Raw genomic sequence first — 17666 nt, forward strand, 5'->3', positions numbered from 1 at the left:
CGTGGCACCGACCGACTCGTCCGGCAACGGCATCCGCATCGGCAGCGTGCAGGGCGCGTTCGCCATCGGCGACCACAACACCGTCACCCACCACGGCGCCAACCACCAGGGCGCCGCGCCCGCCACCGACCCGGCCCAGGAGGAGCTGCTGCGGGCCGTGCGCGCGCTGCGCGAGGACCTCGGCCGGGCCGTCGCGACCCCCGAGGTCCAGGCGCTGGCGGACGAACTGGCCGGCACCGAGGAGGAGATCACCGGCAGCGGCGCCGCCGCCCCGGGCCGGCTGGCCCGGCTGCGCGGCGCGCTGACCGACGCCGGTGCGGTGGTGGGCCTCCTGGCGTCCGGCGCGGCGGTCGTGCAGGCGGTCGCCGCGCTCCTGGGAGGCTGACCGGCCGTGCCCCAAGGCCCCGTTCCGCGCTGGAACCCCGACACCCAGTCCTGGGAGACCGGTCCGCCGCGCCCCGTCCGCCCGTACACCGGCCCGATGCCGCCCCGCCCGGCCGCGCCCCCGCCCCCGGAGGCCGCCCCCGGGCCGGACCCGTCGCCCGATCCGTACGGCCCCGCCACCCCCGCCGCGCCCGGCTACCCGCCCGGCCTGCCGTACACCCCGGAGCCCGGCCCGGGTGACGGGCCCGGCCCGGCGTCCGGCCGCCGGCGGACCCTGATCGCGGCCGCGGTGACCGCCGTGCTCGCGGCCGGGGCCGGCGGCGGCTACCTCCTGTGGGGCCGCGGGCCGGACGCCCCGCCCGCCGCCCGCCCGGCGGCCTCGGCGAGCGGCACCCCGGCCGCCGACCCCACCGCGTCCGCGACGGACTCCGCGCCGCCCACCGGCGACGCCTCGGGCTCCCCGTCCGCCCCGGCCGTGCCGGACGGCTACCGCCTCGTGCACGACGAGAAGGGCTTCACGCTCGCCGTCCCCGAGGGCTGGCAGCGCGAACTGCGCTCCACCGGCGTCTTCTACAACGCACCGGACAAGCGCAGCCTGATCCAGATCTTCCAGATCACCGAGCCGGACCTCACCCCGCGCCAGGCCCTGGAGCAGGCGTCCAAGGGGCTGTCCGGCAATCCGGGCTACGAGGAGCTGGGCATCGCCCCGCGCCAGGGGCCGGCCGGGACCGACGGCGCGGTGCTGACCTACGCCTACGACAGCGACCGCCTGGGGGTGCGGGTGCGGGCCGTGGACTGCGCCTTCACCGTCCCCGACGGGCGGCAGTTCGCGGTGCTGGTCCTGGGGCCGGAGTCCGACTGGCCCCGGCAGGAGGCGATCCAGCGGGCCGCGCTGGACGCGTTCTCCCCCGGTGCGTGAGGTGCCGCCCGGGGGCGCCGGGCGGCACGGCCGCTATCCGGGGAGTTCGGTGCGCTCCCACCACTCGTAGACGGGGAGCCGGCCGTCGGCGGTGTCCCACTCCCGGGAGGTCGGGCGGAAGTGCTCGTAGCCGCCGCGGTACGCGACCTTCAGATCGCGCCCGTCCGGCTCGATCTCGACGATCCGCTCGGTGATCCCGTCGGGCCCGCCCTGGAGAACTGCCTTGGGTGCCTTGCTCGCCATGGCGGCAGTGTCTCGCGCACCGCAGGGCGGGCCGGGACGGCTCGCCGGGGGCGGCGCTCAGTCGTGCGGGAAATGCTCGGTCTCGATGGTCATGCCGAGGGGGGTGTCCGTGAGGTCGAGCGGTTCGCCGTAGGCCACCGTGAGGTCGCGCTTGTACTCGCCGTCCTGGGGGTGGGTGAAGACCCGGCAGCGGCGGACGTACGCCGGAAACGAGGGGGGCCTCCCGCCCGAAGTGGTCTTCGACGGCCCACAGGACATGGCGGATGGCCTGCCGGGCTCGGCCCTCTCGATCCTGTCGGTCCGTTCGAGGCTGATGGTCGTCGTGCCGCTCCTCCCCGCTGCGCCGCGGGATGCGGGGGGCCGCACGGTTCGACGATACGTGTGTGCGAGCGTCACGGAGTGCGGTGGCTCACACGCTCTGCGACGGGCCCTCCAGGACGGAGATGTCGGCCGTCCGGGAGGGGTCGGGGGTGTGCGAGGGCACCGGGCGGTCGTAGGCGCCGAGCCGGATGGTGCCGGTCTCGCCGTCGACCTCGGTGGTCAGCTCCGTGGGGTAGTGCCGGCCCTGGACGGCGACGTAGAGGGTCTGGGTGGCGTCGCCGGCCTTCTTGACGATCGGCAGGACCCGGGTGCCGTCGCGGGTGGTGGGCGCGCCCTTGGTGAGCGTGGCGGAGGGGGACGGGTCCTGCGGGTCGGCGCCCTGGGGGTCGGGGGGCCGCGGGGCCATCGACCGCTGGAAGGCGGTGAGGTCGCAGGCGGCCGCGACGCTCTGGAGGAAGCTGTCGTCGGTGGTGCCGTGGAGGTAGCGGTCGCGGTAGGTGCGGGCCGCGTCGGCGCCCTCCTCGCCGGGGAGCTGGCTCTTCCAGAACGCGGCGTCCGGCTTCAGCCAGACGTCCTTGCCGCGCTTGATCAGGTCCACCCGGCCGAGCCGGCCCCGGCTGATGTTCCCGGCGCAGTTCCCGGCCCGGTCGAGGGTGAGGTCGAGCGCGGTGTCGTCGGTGCTGGTGGAGGTCCGCAGCCGCAGGGAGGTGGCGCCGGCGAGCTGGTGGAGGGCGTCGTCGGAGATCTGCTGGGCCGATTCGCCGGCCAGGTCGCCCTCGCCACCGCCGCCGGCGGCCGGGGCCGCGGCGCCCGCGGTGCACATGGCGGCCATCGCGGCACCGGCCGCGCCGCAGGTCAGAGCGGTCAGGGAGCGGTGTCTGCGGGGCATGGGGGCACCTCCGGCTCGCAGGGGCTCCCCGGGGTCCGCGGCGGGCCGTCCGGAAGGCTCCCGGCTGGGCATACGGCTATTCAGCGTACTTTCCGGGCTATTCGGGCGCATGCGGAGGGGTTGGACGCCATGCGGTGACTCGGGTCACTTTCCATGAATGTTTGCGCATAGGCCGGGGGCTTTGGGTTAGGGGTCCCGGTTGCTGGCGGGCCAGTGGTTGAACCAGTGGAGAACACCGGGCAGGCCCGTCCCGCCGGCGCACCGCACCGCAAAACGGGAAGGCAGAAGAACGTCGTGTCGGCAACCGAGACAAACGAGACCATTCACGTAGGCGGGGTGTGGCGGACGGCTGCATCCGGTGCCACACGGGGGGTCCTGGACCCCGCCGACGCGACGACGCTCCAGGTGGTCGCCGAGGGCGGCGCGGAGGACGCCGACGCGGCGGTCGCGGCGGCGAAGGCCGCCTTCGACGGCGGCGCCGGGGTCTGGCCCCGCACGCCGGCGGCCGACCGCGCGGCGCTGCTGCGCCGGGTCGCGGACCTGCTCCAGCGTGACCGCGAGGAGATCGCGCTCATCGAGAGCCGGGACACCGGCAAGACCCTGGAGGAGGGCCGGGTCGACGTCGACGACGTGACCAACGCCTTCCGGTACTTCGCCGACCTCGTCGTCAACGAGAGCGGCGGCCGGGTGGTCGACGCCGGGTCGGCGGACGTGCACAGCGTGGTCGTGCACGAGCCGGTCGGCGTCTGCGCGCTGATCACCCCGTGGAACTACCCGCTGCTCCAGGCCAGTTGGAAGATCGCGCCGGCGCTGGCGGCCGGCAACACCTTCGTCGTCAAGCCGAGCGAGGTCACCCCGCTCTCCACCGTGCACCTGGTCCGGCTGCTGGCCGAGGCGGGGCTGCCGGACGGCGTCGCCAACCTCGTCACCGGCGCCGGGGTGCCGGTCGGCCAGCGGCTGGCCGAGCACCCGGACGTGGACCTCTTCTCGTTCACCGGCGGGCTGGTCAGCGGCACCAAGGCCGGGGCGGCGGCGGTCTCCGGCGCCAAGAAGATCGCCCTGGAGCTGGGCGGCAAGAACCCCAACGTGGTCTTCGCCGACGCCTGCGCCACCGACGAGGGCTTCGACACCGCCGTCGACCAGGCGCTGAACGCGGCGTTCATCCACAGCGGGCAGGTCTGCTCGGCCGGCGCGCGGCTGATCATCGAGGAGTCGGTCCGGGACCGCTTCGTCGCCGAACTCGCCCGCCGGGCCGAGAAGATCAAGCTCGGCCGGGGGACCGAGCCGGGCGTGGAGTGCGGCCCGCTGGTCTCCCGGCAGCAGCTGGAGAAGGTCGAGGCGTACGTGGCCTCGGCGCTGGCCGAGGGCGCGAGCCTGCGCTGCGGCGGCGCCCGGCCCGAGCCGAACGACGTCCGCCCGGCCGGCGGCTACTTCTACCTGCCGACCGTTCTGGACGGCTGCCACCGCGGGATGAAGGTCGTCCGGGAGGAGACCTTCGGGCCGATCCTCACCGTGGAGACCTTCCGCACCGAGGACGAGGCGGTCGCGCTCGCCAACGACACCGAGTACGGGCTGGCCGGGGCGGTCTTCTCCGCCGACACGGCCCGCGCGCGCCGGGTCGCCGCCCGGCTGCGGCACGGCACCGTATGGATCAACGACTACCACCCGTACCTGCCGCAGGCCGAATGGGGCGGTTTCGGGAAGTCCGGCATCGGGCGCGAGCTGGGCCCGAGTGGACTCGACGAGTACCGGGAAAGCAAGCACATCTACGAGAACCTGCGGCCGCAGCCGGTCCGCTGGTTCGCCGGCTGACCCGCACCGCCCCCGGCACGACCCCTCAGGCCCGGATCCGCGTCCCCGGGCCCCGCGCGCACTTCGCAGTAAGGAGCACTCCCCATGCCCGTGTACGACTATGTCGTGGTCGGCGGTGGTACCGCCGGTTCCGTCATCGCCTCCCGCTTGACCGAGGACCCCGGGACCACCGTCGCCGTCATCGAGGGCGGCCCCTCCGACATCGACCGCGAGGACGTCCTCACCCTCCGCAAGTGGCTCGGCCTGCTCGGCGGCGAGCTGGACTACGAGTACACGACCACCGAGCAGCCCCGCGGCAACTCGCACATCCTGCACAGCCGCGCCAAGGTCCTCGGCGGCTGCTCCTCGCACAACACCCTGATCTCCTTCAAGCCGCTGCCCTCCGACTGGGACGAGTGGGCGCAGGCCGGCGCCGCGGGCTGGGGCGCGAAGGACATGGACCCCTACTTCGGCAAGCTCCGCAACAACATCGTGCGGGTGGCGAAGAAGGACCAGAACCAGATCGCCACGGACTGGATCGAGGCCACCAGGACGGCCCTCGGCGTCCCCGAGGTCGTCGGCTTCAACGACCGGCCCTTCGAGGAGGGCGTCGGCTTCTTCGACCTCGCCTACCACCCGGAGAACAACAAGCGCTCCTCCGCCTCCGTCGCCTACCTCCACCCCCACATGGAGGCCGGCGACCGCCCCAACCTCACGCTGATGCTGGAGACCTGGGCGTACCGGCTGGAGCTGGACGGCACCACCGCCAAGGGCGTCCACGTGCGCACCAAGGACGGCGAGGAGGTCTACGTCGAGGCCGCTCGCGAGGTGCTGGTGTGCGCCGGTGCGGTGGACACCCCGCGGCTGCTGATGCACTCCGGCATCGGGCCGAAGCACGACCTGGAGGCGCTGGGCATCCCCTGCGTGCTGGACCTGCCGGGCGTCGGGGAGAACCTCATCGACCACCCCGAGTCGGTCATCGTCTGGGAGACCAACGGGCCGATCCCCGGCAACTCCGCGATGGACTCGGACGCCGGTCTGTTCGTCAAGCGGGACCCGGCCCACAAGGGCCCGGACCTGATGTTCCACTTCTACCAGATCCCGTTCACCGACAACCCCGAGCGGCTGGGCTACGAGCGCCCCGAGCACGGCGTCTCGATGACCCCCAACATCCCCAAGTCCCGCTCCCGCGGCCGCCTCTACCTCACCTCCGCGGACCCCGAGGCCAAGCCCGCGCTGGACTTCCGGTACTTCGAGGACCCGGACGACTACGACGGCCGGACCCTCATCGACGGCATCAAGCTGGCCCGCAAGGTCGCCCAGGCCGAGCCGTTCAAGAAGTGGCTCAAGCGGGAGGTCTTCCCCGGCCCCGAGGTCACCGACGACGCCGAGATCGGCGAGCTGGTCCGCAAGGCCGCGCACACCGTCTACCACCCGGCGGGCACCTGCAAGATGGGCGCGCGGGACGACCGGATGGCCGTCGTGGACCCGGAGCTGCGGATCCGCGGGCTGTCCGGCATCCGGATCGCGGACGCCTCGGTCTTCCCGACCATGCCCGCGGTCAACCCGATGATCGGCGTCCTGATGGTGGGGGAGAAGTGCGCCGATCTGCTCCGCCAGGCCCCGGCCCAGGGGGGTGATGCGTGATGGCCGGTACGTCCGCCGACATGTCCGCCGTCCCCGACACCGCCCCGGAGAGCGGGAGTTCACCGGAGGAGCAGCCCACGGTGTTCTCCGTGCGGAACCTCTGGAAGGTCTTCGGCCCCAGAGCCGAGCGGGTCCCCGAGGACGCCGCGCTGGCCGGTCTCGGCGCCGCCGAACTGCGCGAGCGGACCGGCTGCACCGCCGCCGTCCGCGACGTCTCCTTCGACGTCCGCAAGGGCGAGGTCTTCGTCGTCATGGGCCTCTCCGGCTCCGGCAAGTCCACCCTCGTCCGCTGCCTGACCCGGCTGATCGAGCCGACCAGCGGCACCCTGGAGATGGACGGCGAGGACGTCCGCGCCATGGACCGCGGCACCCTGCGCGAACTGCGCCGCCGCCGGGCCGCCATGGTCTTCCAGCACTTCGGCCTGCTGCCGCACCGCACCGTCCTGGACAACGTCGCCTACGGCCTGGAGATCCAGGGTATGGGCCGGGCCGAACGCCGCGAGCGGGCCGCCGAGATGGTCGCCAAGGTCGGCCTGGCCGGGCTGGAGAAGCGCCGGCCCGGTCAGCTCTCCGGCGGCCAGCAGCAGCGCGTCGGACTGGCCCGCGCGCTGGCCGTGGACCCCGAGGTGCTGCTGTTCGACGAGCCGTTCAGCGCGCTGGACCCGCTGATCCGCCGCGATATGCAGGAGGAGGTGGTCCGCCTGCACCGCGAGGAGGGGCGGACCATGGTCTTTATTACCCACGACCTGGCCGAGGCGCTGCGGATCGGCGACCGGATCGCCCTGATGCGGGACGGCCGGATCGTCCAGCTCGGCACCCCCGAGGAGATCGTCGGCTCGCCCGCCGACGACTACGTCCGCGACTTCGTCCGGGACGTCCCGCGCGAGCAGGTGCTCACCGTGCGCCGCGCCATGCGGCCCGCCGGGGACGGCGAGGCCGGCGAGGGCCCCGCGCTCACCCCCGACACCCTGATCAGCGACGCCATCGAGGCGGTCGCCCGCTCCGGCGGCCCGGCCCGGGTCGTCGACGGCGGCCGCTGCCTGGGCATCGTCGACAGCGCCTGCCTGCTGAACGTGGTGGCCCGGATCGCGCAGCCGCACCAGGAGACGGCCGGGGAGGTGGCCGCCTGATGTACGCCGCCGCCCCCTACCGCGGCGCCACCCGCGCCGTCGCCTCCCGCGCCCCCGCCGCCGGGCCCCGCGCCCGGCTGCGCGCCGCCCTGCTCCGCCAGTGGCGCCAGGCCCAGCGCACCGCCGCGATGAACGTGCCGGCCGGCACGGTGAAGCGGGGCCGCGCATGAGCACCGCCGCACCCCCCACCACCGCCGGTGCCGCCCTGGGCGCCGGCAGATTCCGCCCGGTCCAGGCGCTGCGGCGCCGCCGCGGCCTCGGCAAGCTCCTGCTGCTCGCCGTCGCCGCGGCGGTCCTGATACCCGTCGCCGAGACCGTCTGGCCGGGCGGAGCCTGGCCCGCCGCGCTCAGCGTCGACGTCTCCGGCCCGCTCAACGGGGCCAGCAACTGGATCATCGACAACCGCGACAGCCACTGGCTGTTCGTCTACGTCCTGGGCCACCTCAGCAACGCCGTGGTGCTCTCCGTCCGCGGGGTCTACCTGCTGCTGCTCGCCCTGGGCTGGACCGGGGTGACGGCCGGCGTGACGCTGCTGGCCTGGCGCGTCGCCGGCCTCCGCATCGCCGCCACCGCCCTGGTGTCCTTCCTGGTCAGCGGGGCGCTGGGGATGTGGGTCCCGACCATGCAGACGCTCGCCCTGATGATCGTGGCGGTGCTCGCCTCGGTGGTCGTCGGCGCGCTGCTCGGCCTCGCCGCCGGCCTGTCCCCGCGGCTCTTCAAGGTCCTCCGGCCGCTCCTGGACACCATGCAGGTGCTGCCGGCCTTCGCGTACCTCCTGCCGGTCGTGATGATCTTCGGCATCGGCGTACCGGCCGCGCTGCTGGCGACCGTGGTCTACGCGGCCCCGCCGATGGCCCGGCTCACCGCGCTGGGGCTGCGCGGCGCGGACGCCGGCGTCCTGGAGGCGGTCTCCTCGCTCGGCGCCACCGGGCGCCAGCGCCTGTTCACCGCCCGGCTGCCGCTGGCCCGCAAGGAACTCCTGCTCGGCCTCAACCAGACGATCATGATGGCGCTGTCCATGGCCGTGATCGCCTCCATGATCGGCGCGGCCGGCCTCGGTGACCGGGTCTACCAGGCGCTCGCCTCGGTCGACGTCGGCGCCGCGCTCGCCGCCGCGGTCCCGATCGTGCTGCTGGCCATCGTCATGGACCGCACCACCGCCGCGGCCGGCGGGAAGCTGGGCGCCGACCCGTCCGCCGCCCGCCCGCGGCTGCTGCGCGGCTGGCCCGCCTGGGCCGGCATCGCCGTGCTCACCGCGGCCGCCGCGCTCGCCGGCCGGCTGGCCGGTTCCACGATCTGGCCCGCCGGCGCCACGGTCGCCATCGCCCGCCCGGTCAACGACGTCAAGGAGTGGATGGTCAACCACCTCTACTCCGGCGTCCCGGTCATCGGCGGCACCGCCGACTGGGCCGCGCACTTCACCAACTGGGTCCTCAACCCGCTGCGCGACGGCCTGACCGCCCTGCCCTGGTACGGCGTGCTGCTCGCCGTCGCCGCGCTCGCCTGGCTCATCGGCACCTGGCGCACCGCGCTGACCGCCGTCCTGGCCATGGCCGCGATCGGCGTCCTGGGCGTGTGGAAGCCGTCCATGGACACCCTCTCCCAGGTCCTCGCCGCCCTGGTGGTGACCCTGGTGCTGGGCATCGGCACCGGCATCCTGGCCGCCGGCAGCAAGCGCTTCGAGGCGGTGCTGCGGCCGGTCCTGGACGTCATGCAGACCATGCCGCAGTTCGTCTACCTGATCCCGGTCGTCGCGCTGTTCGCGGTGGGCCGCGCGCCGGCCGCCGCCGCGGCCGTGGTCTACGCGCTGCCGGCGGTCATCCGGATCACCACCCAGGGCCTGCGCCAGGTCGACCCCGGCGCCATGGAGTCCGCCCGCTCGCTGGGCGCCACCCGCTGGCAGACCCTCCGCCAGGTCCAACTGCCGCTCGCCCGGCCGGCGTTGCTGCTGGCCGTCAACCAGGGCGTGGTGCTCGTCCTCGCCGTCGTCATCATCGGCGGCCTGGTCGGCGGCGGTGCCCTCGGCTACGACGTGGTCACCGGCCTGGCCACCGGCAACCTCGCCCTCGGCCTGGTCGCCGGCGTCGCCATCGTCTGCCTGGGCCTGATGCTCGACCGGGTCACCCAGCCCACCGAACGGCGGACGACCGGGAAGGGAGCCTGACCATGTCCCGCACACCGATACCCGCCCGCACGCTCACCAGGGCGCTCGCCGCGACCGCCGCCACCGGCGCGCTGGTGCTGGGCCTGTCCGGCTGCGGCAAGGCCGACATGACCAAGCAGGCGTCGCCGTTCGCCGCCGCCAAGGGCTCCAGGTCCGTCACCCTGTCCGTGCAGACCTGGGTCGGCGCCCAGGCCAACGTGGCGGTCGCCAAGTACCTCCTCGAACACGAGCTGGGCTACCACGTCGACACCGTCCAGGTGGACGAGATCCCCGCCTGGGACGCCCTCAGCCAGGGCCGGGTCGACGCGATCCTGGAGGACTGGGGCCACCCCGACCAGGAGAAGCGCTACGTCGCGGACAAGAAGACGATCACGGCCGGCGGCGGCAACGGCGTCACCGGCCACATCGGCTGGTGGGTGCCCAAGTACTGGGCCGACGCCCACCCCGACGTCACCGACTGGCGGAACCTCAACAAGTACGCCAAGGAGCTGCGCACCTCCGAGAGCGGCAGCAAGGGCCAGCTGATGGACGGTTCACCGTCCTACGTCACCAACGACAAGGCGCTGGTCGCCAACCTCGGCCTGAACCTCCAGGTCGTCTTCGCCGGCTCCGAGGCCGCCCAGATCACCCAGATCCAGCAGTTCGCCAAGCAGCACAAGCCGTTCCTCACCTACTGGTACGAGCCCCAGTGGCTCTTCAACCAGGTGCCGATGGTGGAGGTCAAACTCCCGCCGTACACCGACGCCTGCGCGGCCAAGGGCGCCAAGGACCCGCAGTCCGTCGACTGCGCGTACCCCACCACCCCGCTCCAGAAGTACTTCAACACCGACTTCGCCAAGAGCGGCAGCCCCGCGGCGCGGTTCCTGAAGAACTTCCGCTGGTCCAAGCAGAACCAGAACGAGGTGGCCGAACTGATCGCGTCCAAGGGCCTGTCCGCCGACGACGCCGCCAAGCAGTGGGTCGGCGAACACCCCGACGTGTGGAAGCAGTGGCTGCCGGGGAAGTGATGGGGCGGGCTCGGCGGCGTACGTTGAGGCGGAGGCCGGCGGGGCGGCCCGCCGGCCCCGCCCGCACTCACTCCGGCGTGAACTCGTACCGCAGCTCGTAGAGATGACCGGCCTTGACCATGACGGTGGCCTCGATGGGCTGTTCTCCCTCCGTGTAGACGACGCGCAGAGTACGGAGAACGGGCAGGCTGCTGGGCAGCCGGAGCGCCGCGTACTGCTCCTGTGTGGGGACGCGCGCCGACACCCGGTCGACGCTGAGCCGGGGCGGATACCCGAGCTCGGCGAGGAGCGTAGGGGTCCCGCCCTTGATCCTGCGGCGCTCCATCATCGCGGTGCCGCGCGCGAGCGCCAGCGGGTAGTAGGACTTGACCAGCTCCACGGGCTCGTCATCGACCCACAGCACCTGACGGCGGAGCAACGCCGGGCCGCCCTCGCTCAGTTGCAGCGCCGCTGCGACGTCCGCGGGTGGCGTGGCCTCCGCCACCTCAAGGAGCTCGCTCCGGGCCCGCCGGCCTTGCTGCGCCGCCTCCGCGAGCCAGCTGTACGGCTCGCCGTCCCGCGCGGGAGCGGCGTACGAGGCAGGCCGTACGGTCCGCTGCCGGTGTTCGCGGACGGTGACCGCGGCTCCGGGGCGCCCGATGACCAATCGCTCGTCCTTCAGCAGCTGCAACGCCTTCTGCACCGTGGCGTTCGAGGCGGCGAACCGCGCCTTGAGCTGTGTGGTGGACGGCAGGCTGGCGCCCGGCGCCAGGTCCCCGCTCATGATGTCCTCGCGCAGATCGGCGGCGATCCGCTCGTGCAGCGAGCGGCGGTCGGGCGCGTCCGCTTCGGCCTTGGGCATGGTCATCCGATCCTGAGTTCGTAGCGCAGCCGTTGCCGGTGTGCGGGCATGACCATCACATCGACCTGGATCGGCCGGTCGTCGCGGTCCACGGTGAGCCGGGTCAGCTGCAACACCGGCTCCTGCGGCCCGGTCCGCAAGGTCTCCCGTTCTTCGTCGTCCGGCATCCGGGCGATCACGTCCTCCCGGATCCGGGCGCCGGCGTGCCCGAGCTCGGCGAGCAGCCGGACCGCCCCACCGGGGATCTTGGCCGTCCCGGCCAGCCGGGTGCCTCGGGCGACGTGGGCCGGGTAGTACGTATCCGTCAGCTCGTTCGGCCGGTCGTCGAGGGTGATCAGACGGCGGCGCACGACCACCGCCTCCCCCTCGCGTATGCCGAGCAGCTCGGCCACGTCGGGCGGCGCCGGCACCTCACCGGCCCGGACGATGCGCTGTTCGCCCCGCCGCCCCTGCGCCGCGGCCTCCGCCGCCCACACGTCTGACGGCCCGTCGCCCTCCGGCGAGACGTACGGCATCGAGGTGCTGACCCACTCGTCGGTGCCCACCGCGTCCTCCTGTCCAGCCGGTGATCTTTCGACCTCGCTGCTTTACACGGTAAGCGAAGCGTCAACGAGGGTGTCACCTCGCTGCTATTCGCGAATAGTGATATGGTTCGAGCGATGCTCGACCGGTGAAAGGTGAAGCAATGCCCCTCATCGACCAAAGCGCCGACTGCGACGTCTGCACGGCCCTCTCGCGCCAGCGGGACGCCGCCCGCCGGGCCGGCTGCTCCGTCACCTTGCAGAGCCGTAATGCCGAGATCGCCAACCACCGGCAGTTCTTCCTCACCATCGAGGAGATCGCCGTCGGGGCGGTGGTCTACGACCGGGACGCCGACATGGTCGGCATGGTGCGCGGCACCGGTGGCGTCATGGTGCAGTTGGAGCACCCGACGCAGCTCACCTGGGAAGTGCCGTACACCAGGCTGCGCCCGGGGACCGAGTGGGAGGTCAAGCAGCTGCGGGCGCTCGCCAAGCTCCAGCGGGACCGGGACCGGGACCGGGAGCGGGAGCGGGGGCGGTGCTCGTGACCACCGAGTGCCATGAATGCGACCGGCTCAGGAAGGTATTGCGGGCTGCGGCAGCGGCGGGCGACCGGTCCAAGGTGACCGACTGCCGGGTGCTGCTCCGGCGTCATCCGCACCATGACGACGTCCCGGTGACCGCGGGGGAGCCAGGGAGCGGCCGGCCCGGATGGTGACCGGGCGGTTCACCGTTCCAGGAGTTCGTTGACCAGGTCGATGGCCAGGTCGCGGGTCCGGTGGACGGGCAGGCCCTCGTCGGTGAACCAGTCGTCGGTGGCCTCGGGGTGGGGGCCGACCACGGCGACCTTGCCGGTGCCGAACGGGGCGACCAGGGCGGCGACGGTGCCGTTGGGGTAGGTGGCCAGGACGGTGGCGTCGGCGCCCTCGTCGAGGTCGAAGTGCGGGCCGTCCTGGAAGTAGACGGTCCGGGGCAGGCCGCGCCAGCGGGTGTCGACGACGGTGTCGCCGTCGTGGGTGACGGTCGCGCCGGGCGTGACGATGTACTGGTCGGTGTCGCCGGGCAGCAGGCCGAAGCCTGGGCTCTCGCCGGCGAGGTAGCCACCGAGGCAGAAGCCCAGGTAGCGGCCGCCGCCGCGGACGTAGTCGCGGATGGTGTCGCTGTGCTTGCGCAGCCGGCGGTAGGCGGGGGAGAGGGAGCCGCCGCCGGGCTGCGCGTAGACCGCGGCGGCCGCCAGGGTCGCGGCGGTGAGCGGGAGCTCCTCGTGCGGGCCGACGTAGCGGACGTCGAGGTTCCAGGGGCCGGTGGCGAGCAGTTCGGCCACCGCCTCGGAGCAGCCGGCCGGGCGGGCGGCCGGGCCGCGGTAGACCAGGGCCAGCGGGCGGCCGCCGGTGTCCGGCGGCGGGGCGGCCTCCGCTGCGCCGCGGGCGCCGAAGAGGCCGCGGAGGGAATCGAGGAAGCCGGTGGGAGGGGACATGGGGCTCACCGTGAGGGGCTGGGGGAGTGCGGGGTCAGCTCGGCGCAGGCCGGGGCGGCGGGTCGGAGGGCCAGGCCCTCGGCGGGGATGCCGCGCCAGGCCGTGCCGGGGGTGAGGTACTCGCCCTTCATCACCAGGGAGAGCGCGTCGAGCCAGACGCCGTCGCCGACCACGCCGTCGTAGAGCACGACCGCGCGGGTGCCGACGGTGGCCCCCGGCCGGACCGTGACCTTCGACATCTTCATGACCCGGTCCTCGAACAGGTGCGTCTGCAAGCTTACGCCCGGCCCGATCGCCGCGTCGTCGCCGATCTCGACCAGGTCGAACTCGGTGAGGAAGGTGGTGCTCAGCCACGTCCGCCGGCCGATCCGGGCCCCGAAGAGGCGGAGCAGGGGCGGGAGGAAGGGCGTGCCGGTGAGCATGGCGAGCCCGGCGGGCACCGCGGCCGCCTCGTAGAGGCCGGTGACGAACTCGGTACGCCGCACGAACCAGCTCCACAGCGGTTCGACGCGCGGCCGGTAGCCGCCGACGACCAGCCATTTCAGCAGCGCGCAGGCGGCGATGACGGCGAGCCCGGAGGCCATCAGCAGCACCGGGGCGAGCAGCAGCGGCAGGGTCGGGCCCGGGCCGTGCGCCACGCCGGACAGCGCCACCAGGAAGCCGAACGCGGCCGCGCCGAGCAGTGACGCCGGCAGTGTGACGCGGAGGTACTCGATGGCCAGGCGGCGGCGGACGGCCGCGCGGGTGGGGCGGAACGTCAGCTCCTCGGGGAAGGTGCCGCTGCTCTGCCGCTGCGGGAGGTGGATGGCGGGCGAGCCCAGCCAGGAGGAGTCCGGCGGCACCTCCTCCCCGGGCGGGACGGTGCCGACGCCGACCAGGGAGCCGGGGCCGGTGCGGGTGCCGGCCGGGAGGTAGGCGGCGTTGCCGACGAACGCGCGCCGGCCGACCTCGGTGCGGCGGCACACCACCCGCCCGCCGGCGAACGCCGCGCCGCCGACCCCCGCCATGTCCGCGACGAAGCTGCCCTCGCCGAGGGTGAGCAGGTCCGGGTCGAGGTGGGAGGCGGTGGAGACCTCCGCGCCGGGGCCGATCCGGGCGCCCAGCAGCCGCAGCCAGGGGACCGTGTAGAGGGTCGCGTAGAGGGAGTTGGTGAAGGCCAGGCTGGTCTCCAGCAGCTTGTCGGAGAGCCACTTGCGGACGCCGAGGGCGGAGCGGACCGGGTGGGTGCCGACCGGGGTGCGGCGCAGCACGAGCCGTTTGGCCAGCGCGACCGCGGCGCAGACCGACAGCACGTAGACCGGCGCCGCCGCGACGAGGGTGACGAGCAGGGCGGGGCCGCTGCCCCAGGCCAGCCAGGCGCACCACACCAGCGCGGTGCCCGGGGCCAGGACGGCCAGGGTGAGCAGTTCCAGGAGGGCGGTGCCGAGCACCGCGGCGGCGGCGTACCGCGGCCGGCCGCGCTCGGTGGTGCCGCCGGCCCGCAGCATGTCCTCGATGTGCGAGGCCAGCGCCGGTACGGGGGACGGCGGCGAACCGGCCCACCGGGCGCCGGCCGGCACCGTCTCGCCCTGGCCGAGCACCGACTGCTCGGCCAGCCCGGACCCGGCCGCCATCGAGGCGCCGGGCTCCAGCACCGCGTGCGCCCCTACGTAGGCGCCGCGGCCGATGGTGATCGGGGCGACGGTCACCCAGCCGTCCGCCACCCGCCAGGCGCGCAGGGTGACGCCGTAGCCGACCGAGGCGTCCGCGCCGACCGACAGCAGCGCCGGCAGCGGGACCGCACCGGTGGCGAGGGTGGTCCGCGGGCCGATCCGGGCGCCCAGCAGGCGCAGGTAGCGGCCCATCAGCGGGGAGCCGCTCAGCGCCGGGAGCGGGCTGACGCTCAGCAGCAGGGCGAGCGTCCACAGGCGGAGGTAGGTCGTGCCCCACAAGGGGTAGCGGCCCGGCCGGATGCCGGCCGCCAGCGCCCGGGCGCACACCACCGGCAGCAGCCAGCGGACGCCGAAGTAGCTGACCAGGACGGCCAGGACGGGCCGCACCGGGACCGGGGTCCGGCTGGTGAACTCGCCGTTCTCCCAGCTGAACACGGCCGCGAGCGGCAGGGTGATGAGGAACAGCAGGACGTAGACCACCCCGGCCTGCGCCAGGCCGGCGGCGGCGATCCGGGCCCTGCCGTGCCGGAGCGGGCGGGGGCGGACGGCCCCGTCGCCGGGGCCGGATCCCGGCCCGCCGCCACCGGCCGGGATCCGGTCCTCGCCCGCCGCGCCGGCGCCCGCCCCCGCCGGGGCCGCCGCGTCGGCCAGCTCCGCCAGCCGGGCCGCCAGGCGCCGCACGGTCGGATGGGCGTAGACGTCCCGCAGGGTCGCGCCGGTGCCGCCGCCGACACCGCGGCCGCGGAGCAGCGAGACGACCTGGGCGGCGAGCAGCGAATGCCCGCCGAGCTCGTCGAAGAAGTCCGCCTCCGTGGACAGCGCGTCGGGGCCGATCCCGAGCACCTCCGCCCACACGTCCCGCACCCGGGTCTCCAGCGTGCCGCGCGGCGGCGCCACCGGGCCGCCGCCGCCCAGCCGGCGGCCGGTCGGCGCGGGCAGCCGCTTGCGGTCCACCTTGCCGCTCGGCAGGGCCGGCAGCCGGGGGACGAGGTCGAGGAAGGACGGCACCATGTAGGCCGGGAGCCGCTGCCGCAGCCGCTGGTGCAGCCGGGCCACCAGCGCGTCCCCGTCCGCCGCCCGCGCCCGCCCGGTGCCGTCCGGGGCGGGCACCACGTACGCCGACAGTTCCGCCTGCTCGCCGCCGCCCTCCCGGACCGGCAGGGGCACCAGCGCGGTGGCCGCCTCGGCCACCCCCGGGTCCTCCAGCAGCACGTTGTCGATCTCCCCGAGGTCGACCCGGTAGCCGCGGATCTTCACCTCGTCGTCCGCCCGCCCCAGGAACTCGATCTCCCCGTCCGCGGTCAGCCGCCCGAGGTCGCCGGTGCGGTAGAGCCGGCCGCCGCCGGGCGCCGCCGGATGCGCGATGAAGCGCTCCGCGGTCAGCTCCGGGCGCCCGACATAGCCGCGGGCGACGCCCGGGCCGCCCACGCAGATCTCGCCGACCGCCCCGTCGGGCACCGGCCGGCGCTCCTCGTCCAGCAGCACCACCGCGTACGTGGGCAGCGGCCGGCCGATCGTGACCGGCCGGCCCGGCCGCAGCTCCGCGACGGTCGCGGTGACGGTGATCTCGGTCGGCCCGTAGGTGTTGAGGATCCGGCGCCCCGGCCGGCTCCACCGCTCCACCAGCTGCGCCGGGCAGGGCTCACCGCCCACCACGATGCTGCGCACCCGCGGCAGCTCCCGCGGGATGGTCGCCAGCAGCGTCGGCACGCAGTACAGGACGGTGACGCCGGACGCGTCGAGGGCGTCGGCGAGTTCGGCGCCGAGCCGCCCCGCGCCGGAGCCGGCCGGCCCGGCGACGAGGGTCGCGCCGACCGCCCAGGTGGGCCAGATCTCCTCGATGGAGAAGTCGAACGAGATGGTCATGCCCTGGTGGACCCGGTCGTCCGGGCGGACGCCGTAGACGTCCGGGACGACGCCGAGGAAGTTGCAGATGCTGGACTGCGCGATGGCCACCCCTTTGGGGCGGCCGCTGGAACCCGAGGTGTACATGATGTAGGCGAGCGGGTCGGCCTCCTCCGCCGCGGGCGGCTCCACCCGGCCCTCGGGGGCGGCGGCGATCCGCCCGGCCTCGTCGTCGAGCCGCACCACCCGGGCCCGGTCGGGGAACGCGCCGGGTCCGCCCGTCCCGGAGACCGTCAGCACCGCGTCCACCCCGGCGTCCGCCGCGATGAACGCCACCCGGTCCGCGGGCGCCGCCGGATCGATCGGGACGAAGGCCGCGCCCGCCTTGCCCACCGCCAGCAGCGCGGCGTACATCTCCACCGACCGCGGCACCAGCAGCGCCACCCGGGAACCGGGCCCGATGCCCAGTGCGCGCAGGTGGTGGGCGAGTTGGTTGGCCCGCGCGTCCAGGCGGGCGTAGCTGAGCCGCTGCCCCCCGCACTCCAGCGCCGTTGCGGTCGGCGCGCGGTCACAGGTGGATTCGAAGAGGCGGTGCAGCCGCGTGGGGAGCCGCCTGGTCGTGGCCATGACTCCATCGGAGCGCCGATCAACCATGATCGCATTTCCGCCCCCCGCGCGCCGGCTCCGACCTGCGCGTTCGCCGTCAACCCCGGGGCGCGGCGGACGCGTCACCCGGCGCACCCCCGGTCACCCGATCGGATGGCGCGGCGCACGGAGCGCCACCGTATGCCGGGCCGCCGCCCCAGTCTGGAAGGCGCCCGCAGCCCCGACCGGG

Annotated in this window: 16 protein-coding genes; 9 read left to right on the plus strand and 7 right to left on the minus strand. The window is 74.4% G+C overall.

The annotated features are described in order from the left end of the window. Position 1: 1 nt before the first annotated feature. Positions 2 to 385 carry a hypothetical protein gene (locus tag MUU72_RS07555; RefSeq protein WP_248012351.1) on the plus strand — a complete coding sequence of 128 codons (384 nt, stop codon included), beginning with the start codon at positions 2 to 4 and terminating at the stop codon, positions 383 to 385. Between the two features lie 6 nt (positions 386 to 391). Further along, a complete protein-coding gene (locus MUU72_RS07560) occupies positions 392 to 1303 on the plus strand; it encodes a serine/threonine kinase C-terminal domain-containing protein (RefSeq protein WP_248012487.1) in 912 nt (303 codons plus the stop codon). 33 nt (positions 1304 to 1336) lie between these two features. Here MUU72_RS07560 and MUU72_RS07565 read toward each other — a convergent pair whose 3' ends face one another. The 3 genes from MUU72_RS07565 to MUU72_RS07575 form a co-directional block, all read right to left on the minus strand. Next, on the minus strand, positions 1337 to 1546 hold the full coding sequence (locus MUU72_RS07565; RefSeq protein ID WP_248012352.1) for a DUF5988 family protein: 210 nt from the start codon (positions 1544 to 1546) through the stop codon (positions 1337 to 1339). A gap of 57 nt (positions 1547 to 1603) precedes the next feature. Continuing rightward, positions 1604 to 1804 (minus strand): hypothetical protein, encoded by a 201-nt coding sequence (locus tag MUU72_RS07570; protein ID WP_248012353.1) that lies wholly within the window; start codon positions 1802 to 1804, stop codon positions 1604 to 1606. A 151-nt stretch (positions 1805 to 1955) separates the two neighbouring features. Beyond that, complete coding sequence (locus MUU72_RS07575; RefSeq protein WP_248012354.1) at positions 1956 to 2756, minus strand: hypothetical protein; 801 nt, start codon at positions 2754 to 2756, stop codon at positions 1956 to 1958. Between the two features lie 336 nt (positions 2757 to 3092). On the opposite strand from MUU72_RS07575, the gene MUU72_RS07580 reads away from it, so the two are divergent. The 6 genes from MUU72_RS07580 to MUU72_RS07605 all read left to right on the plus strand — a co-directional run bounded on the left by MUU72_RS07580 (position 3093) and on the right by MUU72_RS07605 (position 10495). Next, complete coding sequence (locus tag MUU72_RS07580) at positions 3093 to 4568, plus strand: aldehyde dehydrogenase family protein (protein ID WP_308403797.1); 1476 nt, start codon at positions 3093 to 3095, stop codon at positions 4566 to 4568. A gap of 84 nt (positions 4569 to 4652) precedes the next feature. Next, complete coding sequence (locus tag MUU72_RS07585) at positions 4653 to 6194, plus strand: GMC family oxidoreductase (protein ID WP_248012356.1); 1542 nt, start codon at positions 4653 to 4655, stop codon at positions 6192 to 6194. A gap of 20 nt (positions 6195 to 6214) precedes the next feature. Further along, positions 6215 to 7324 carry a quaternary amine ABC transporter ATP-binding protein gene (locus MUU72_RS07590; RefSeq protein WP_248012473.1) on the plus strand — a complete coding sequence of 370 codons (1110 nt, stop codon included), beginning with the start codon at positions 6215 to 6217 and terminating at the stop codon, positions 7322 to 7324. After that, positions 7324 to 7494: a hypothetical protein gene (locus MUU72_RS07595; protein ID WP_248012357.1), complete on the plus strand. Its 171-nt coding sequence runs from the start codon at positions 7324 to 7326 to the stop codon at positions 7492 to 7494. Before MUU72_RS07590 ends, MUU72_RS07595 begins: the two co-directional genes overlap by 1 nt. After that, entirely contained in the window at positions 7491 to 9488 is a 1998-nt protein-coding gene (locus MUU72_RS07600) for an ABC transporter permease subunit (RefSeq protein WP_248012358.1), read from the plus strand. The genes MUU72_RS07595 and MUU72_RS07600 overlap by 4 nt, the downstream gene beginning before the upstream one ends. A 2-nt stretch (positions 9489 to 9490) precedes the next feature. Continuing rightward, complete coding sequence (locus MUU72_RS07605) at positions 9491 to 10495, plus strand: ABC transporter substrate-binding protein (protein WP_248012359.1); 1005 nt, start codon at positions 9491 to 9493, stop codon at positions 10493 to 10495. Positions 10496 to 10562: 67 nt separating this feature from the next. Here the strand turns inward: MUU72_RS07605 and MUU72_RS07610 are convergent, their stop codons facing one another. Together MUU72_RS07610 and MUU72_RS07615 are read right to left on the minus strand one after the other, a co-directional pair. Beyond that, positions 10563 to 11342, minus strand: coding sequence for a GntR family transcriptional regulator (locus MUU72_RS07610; protein ID WP_248012360.1), 780 nt, complete (start codon positions 11340 to 11342; stop codon positions 10563 to 10565). Next, on the minus strand, positions 11339 to 11851 hold the full coding sequence (locus MUU72_RS07615; protein WP_282503801.1) for a GntR family transcriptional regulator: 513 nt from the start codon (positions 11849 to 11851) through the stop codon (positions 11339 to 11341). The genes MUU72_RS07610 and MUU72_RS07615 overlap by 4 nt, the downstream gene beginning before the upstream one ends. 170 nt (positions 11852 to 12021) lie before the next feature. Here MUU72_RS07615 and MUU72_RS07620 point away from each other — a divergent pair, with 170 nt between their 5' ends. Then, positions 12022 to 12405: a hypothetical protein gene (locus MUU72_RS07620; RefSeq protein WP_248012362.1), complete on the plus strand. Its 384-nt coding sequence runs from the start codon at positions 12022 to 12024 to the stop codon at positions 12403 to 12405. Positions 12406 to 12584: 179 nt separating this feature from the next. Here the strand turns inward: MUU72_RS07620 and MUU72_RS07625 are convergent, their stop codons facing one another. Both MUU72_RS07625 and MUU72_RS07630 read right to left on the minus strand, forming a co-directional pair. Further along, positions 12585 to 13334 (minus strand): BPL-N domain-containing protein, encoded by a 750-nt coding sequence (locus MUU72_RS07625; protein ID WP_248012363.1) that lies wholly within the window; start codon positions 13332 to 13334, stop codon positions 12585 to 12587. 5 nt (positions 13335 to 13339) lie between these two features. Then, positions 13340 to 17458 carry a Pls/PosA family non-ribosomal peptide synthetase gene (locus MUU72_RS07630; RefSeq protein WP_248012364.1) on the minus strand — a complete coding sequence of 1373 codons (4119 nt, stop codon included), beginning with the start codon at positions 17456 to 17458 and terminating at the stop codon, positions 13340 to 13342. Positions 17459 to 17666: the final 208 nt, after the last annotated feature.

Source organism: Streptomyces rhizoryzae (genome assembly GCF_023155275.1).
Taxonomy (GTDB): domain Bacteria; phylum Actinomycetota; class Actinomycetes; order Streptomycetales; family Streptomycetaceae; genus Streptomyces; species Streptomyces rhizoryzae.

What these genes read in the sequence shown, in the direction of transcription:
- MUU72_RS07565 (WP_248012352.1), bottom strand. Translation starts at nt 1,546, where the DNA reads ATGGCGAGCAAGGCACCCAAGGCAGTTCTCCAGGGCGGGCCCGACGGG.
- MUU72_RS07570 (WP_248012353.1), bottom strand. Translation starts at nt 1,804, where the DNA reads ATGTCCTGTGGGCCGTCGAAGACCACTTCGGGCGGGAGGCCCCCCTCG.
- MUU72_RS07575 (WP_248012354.1), bottom strand. Translation starts at nt 2,756, where the DNA reads ATGCCCCGCAGACACCGCTCCCTGACCGCTCTGACCTGCGGCGCGGCC.
- MUU72_RS07585 (WP_248012356.1), top strand. Translation starts at nt 4,653, where the DNA reads ATGCCCGTGTACGACTATGTCGTGGTCGGCGGTGGTACCGCCGGTTCC.
- MUU72_RS07590 (WP_248012473.1), top strand. Translation starts at nt 6,215, where the DNA reads ATGTCCGCCGTCCCCGACACCGCCCCGGAGAGCGGGAGTTCACCGGAG.
- MUU72_RS07595 (WP_248012357.1), top strand. Translation starts at nt 7,324, where the DNA reads ATGTACGCCGCCGCCCCCTACCGCGGCGCCACCCGCGCCGTCGCCTCC.
- MUU72_RS07600 (WP_248012358.1), top strand. Translation starts at nt 7,491, where the DNA reads ATGAGCACCGCCGCACCCCCCACCACCGCCGGTGCCGCCCTGGGCGCC.
- MUU72_RS07605 (WP_248012359.1), top strand. Translation starts at nt 9,491, where the DNA reads ATGTCCCGCACACCGATACCCGCCCGCACGCTCACCAGGGCGCTCGCC.
- MUU72_RS07610 (WP_248012360.1), bottom strand. Translation starts at nt 11,342, where the DNA reads ATGACCATGCCCAAGGCCGAAGCGGACGCGCCCGACCGCCGCTCGCTG.
- MUU72_RS07615 (WP_282503801.1), bottom strand. Translation starts at nt 11,851, where the DNA reads ATGCCGTACGTCTCGCCGGAGGGCGACGGGCCGTCAGACGTGTGGGCG.
- MUU72_RS07620 (WP_248012362.1), top strand. Translation starts at nt 12,022, where the DNA reads ATGCCCCTCATCGACCAAAGCGCCGACTGCGACGTCTGCACGGCCCTC.
- MUU72_RS07625 (WP_248012363.1), bottom strand. Translation starts at nt 13,334, where the DNA reads ATGTCCCCTCCCACCGGCTTCCTCGATTCCCTCCGCGGCCTCTTCGGC.
- MUU72_RS07630 (WP_248012364.1), bottom strand. Translation starts at nt 17,458, where the DNA reads ATGGCCACGACCAGGCGGCTCCCCACGCGGCTGCACCGCCTCTTCGAA.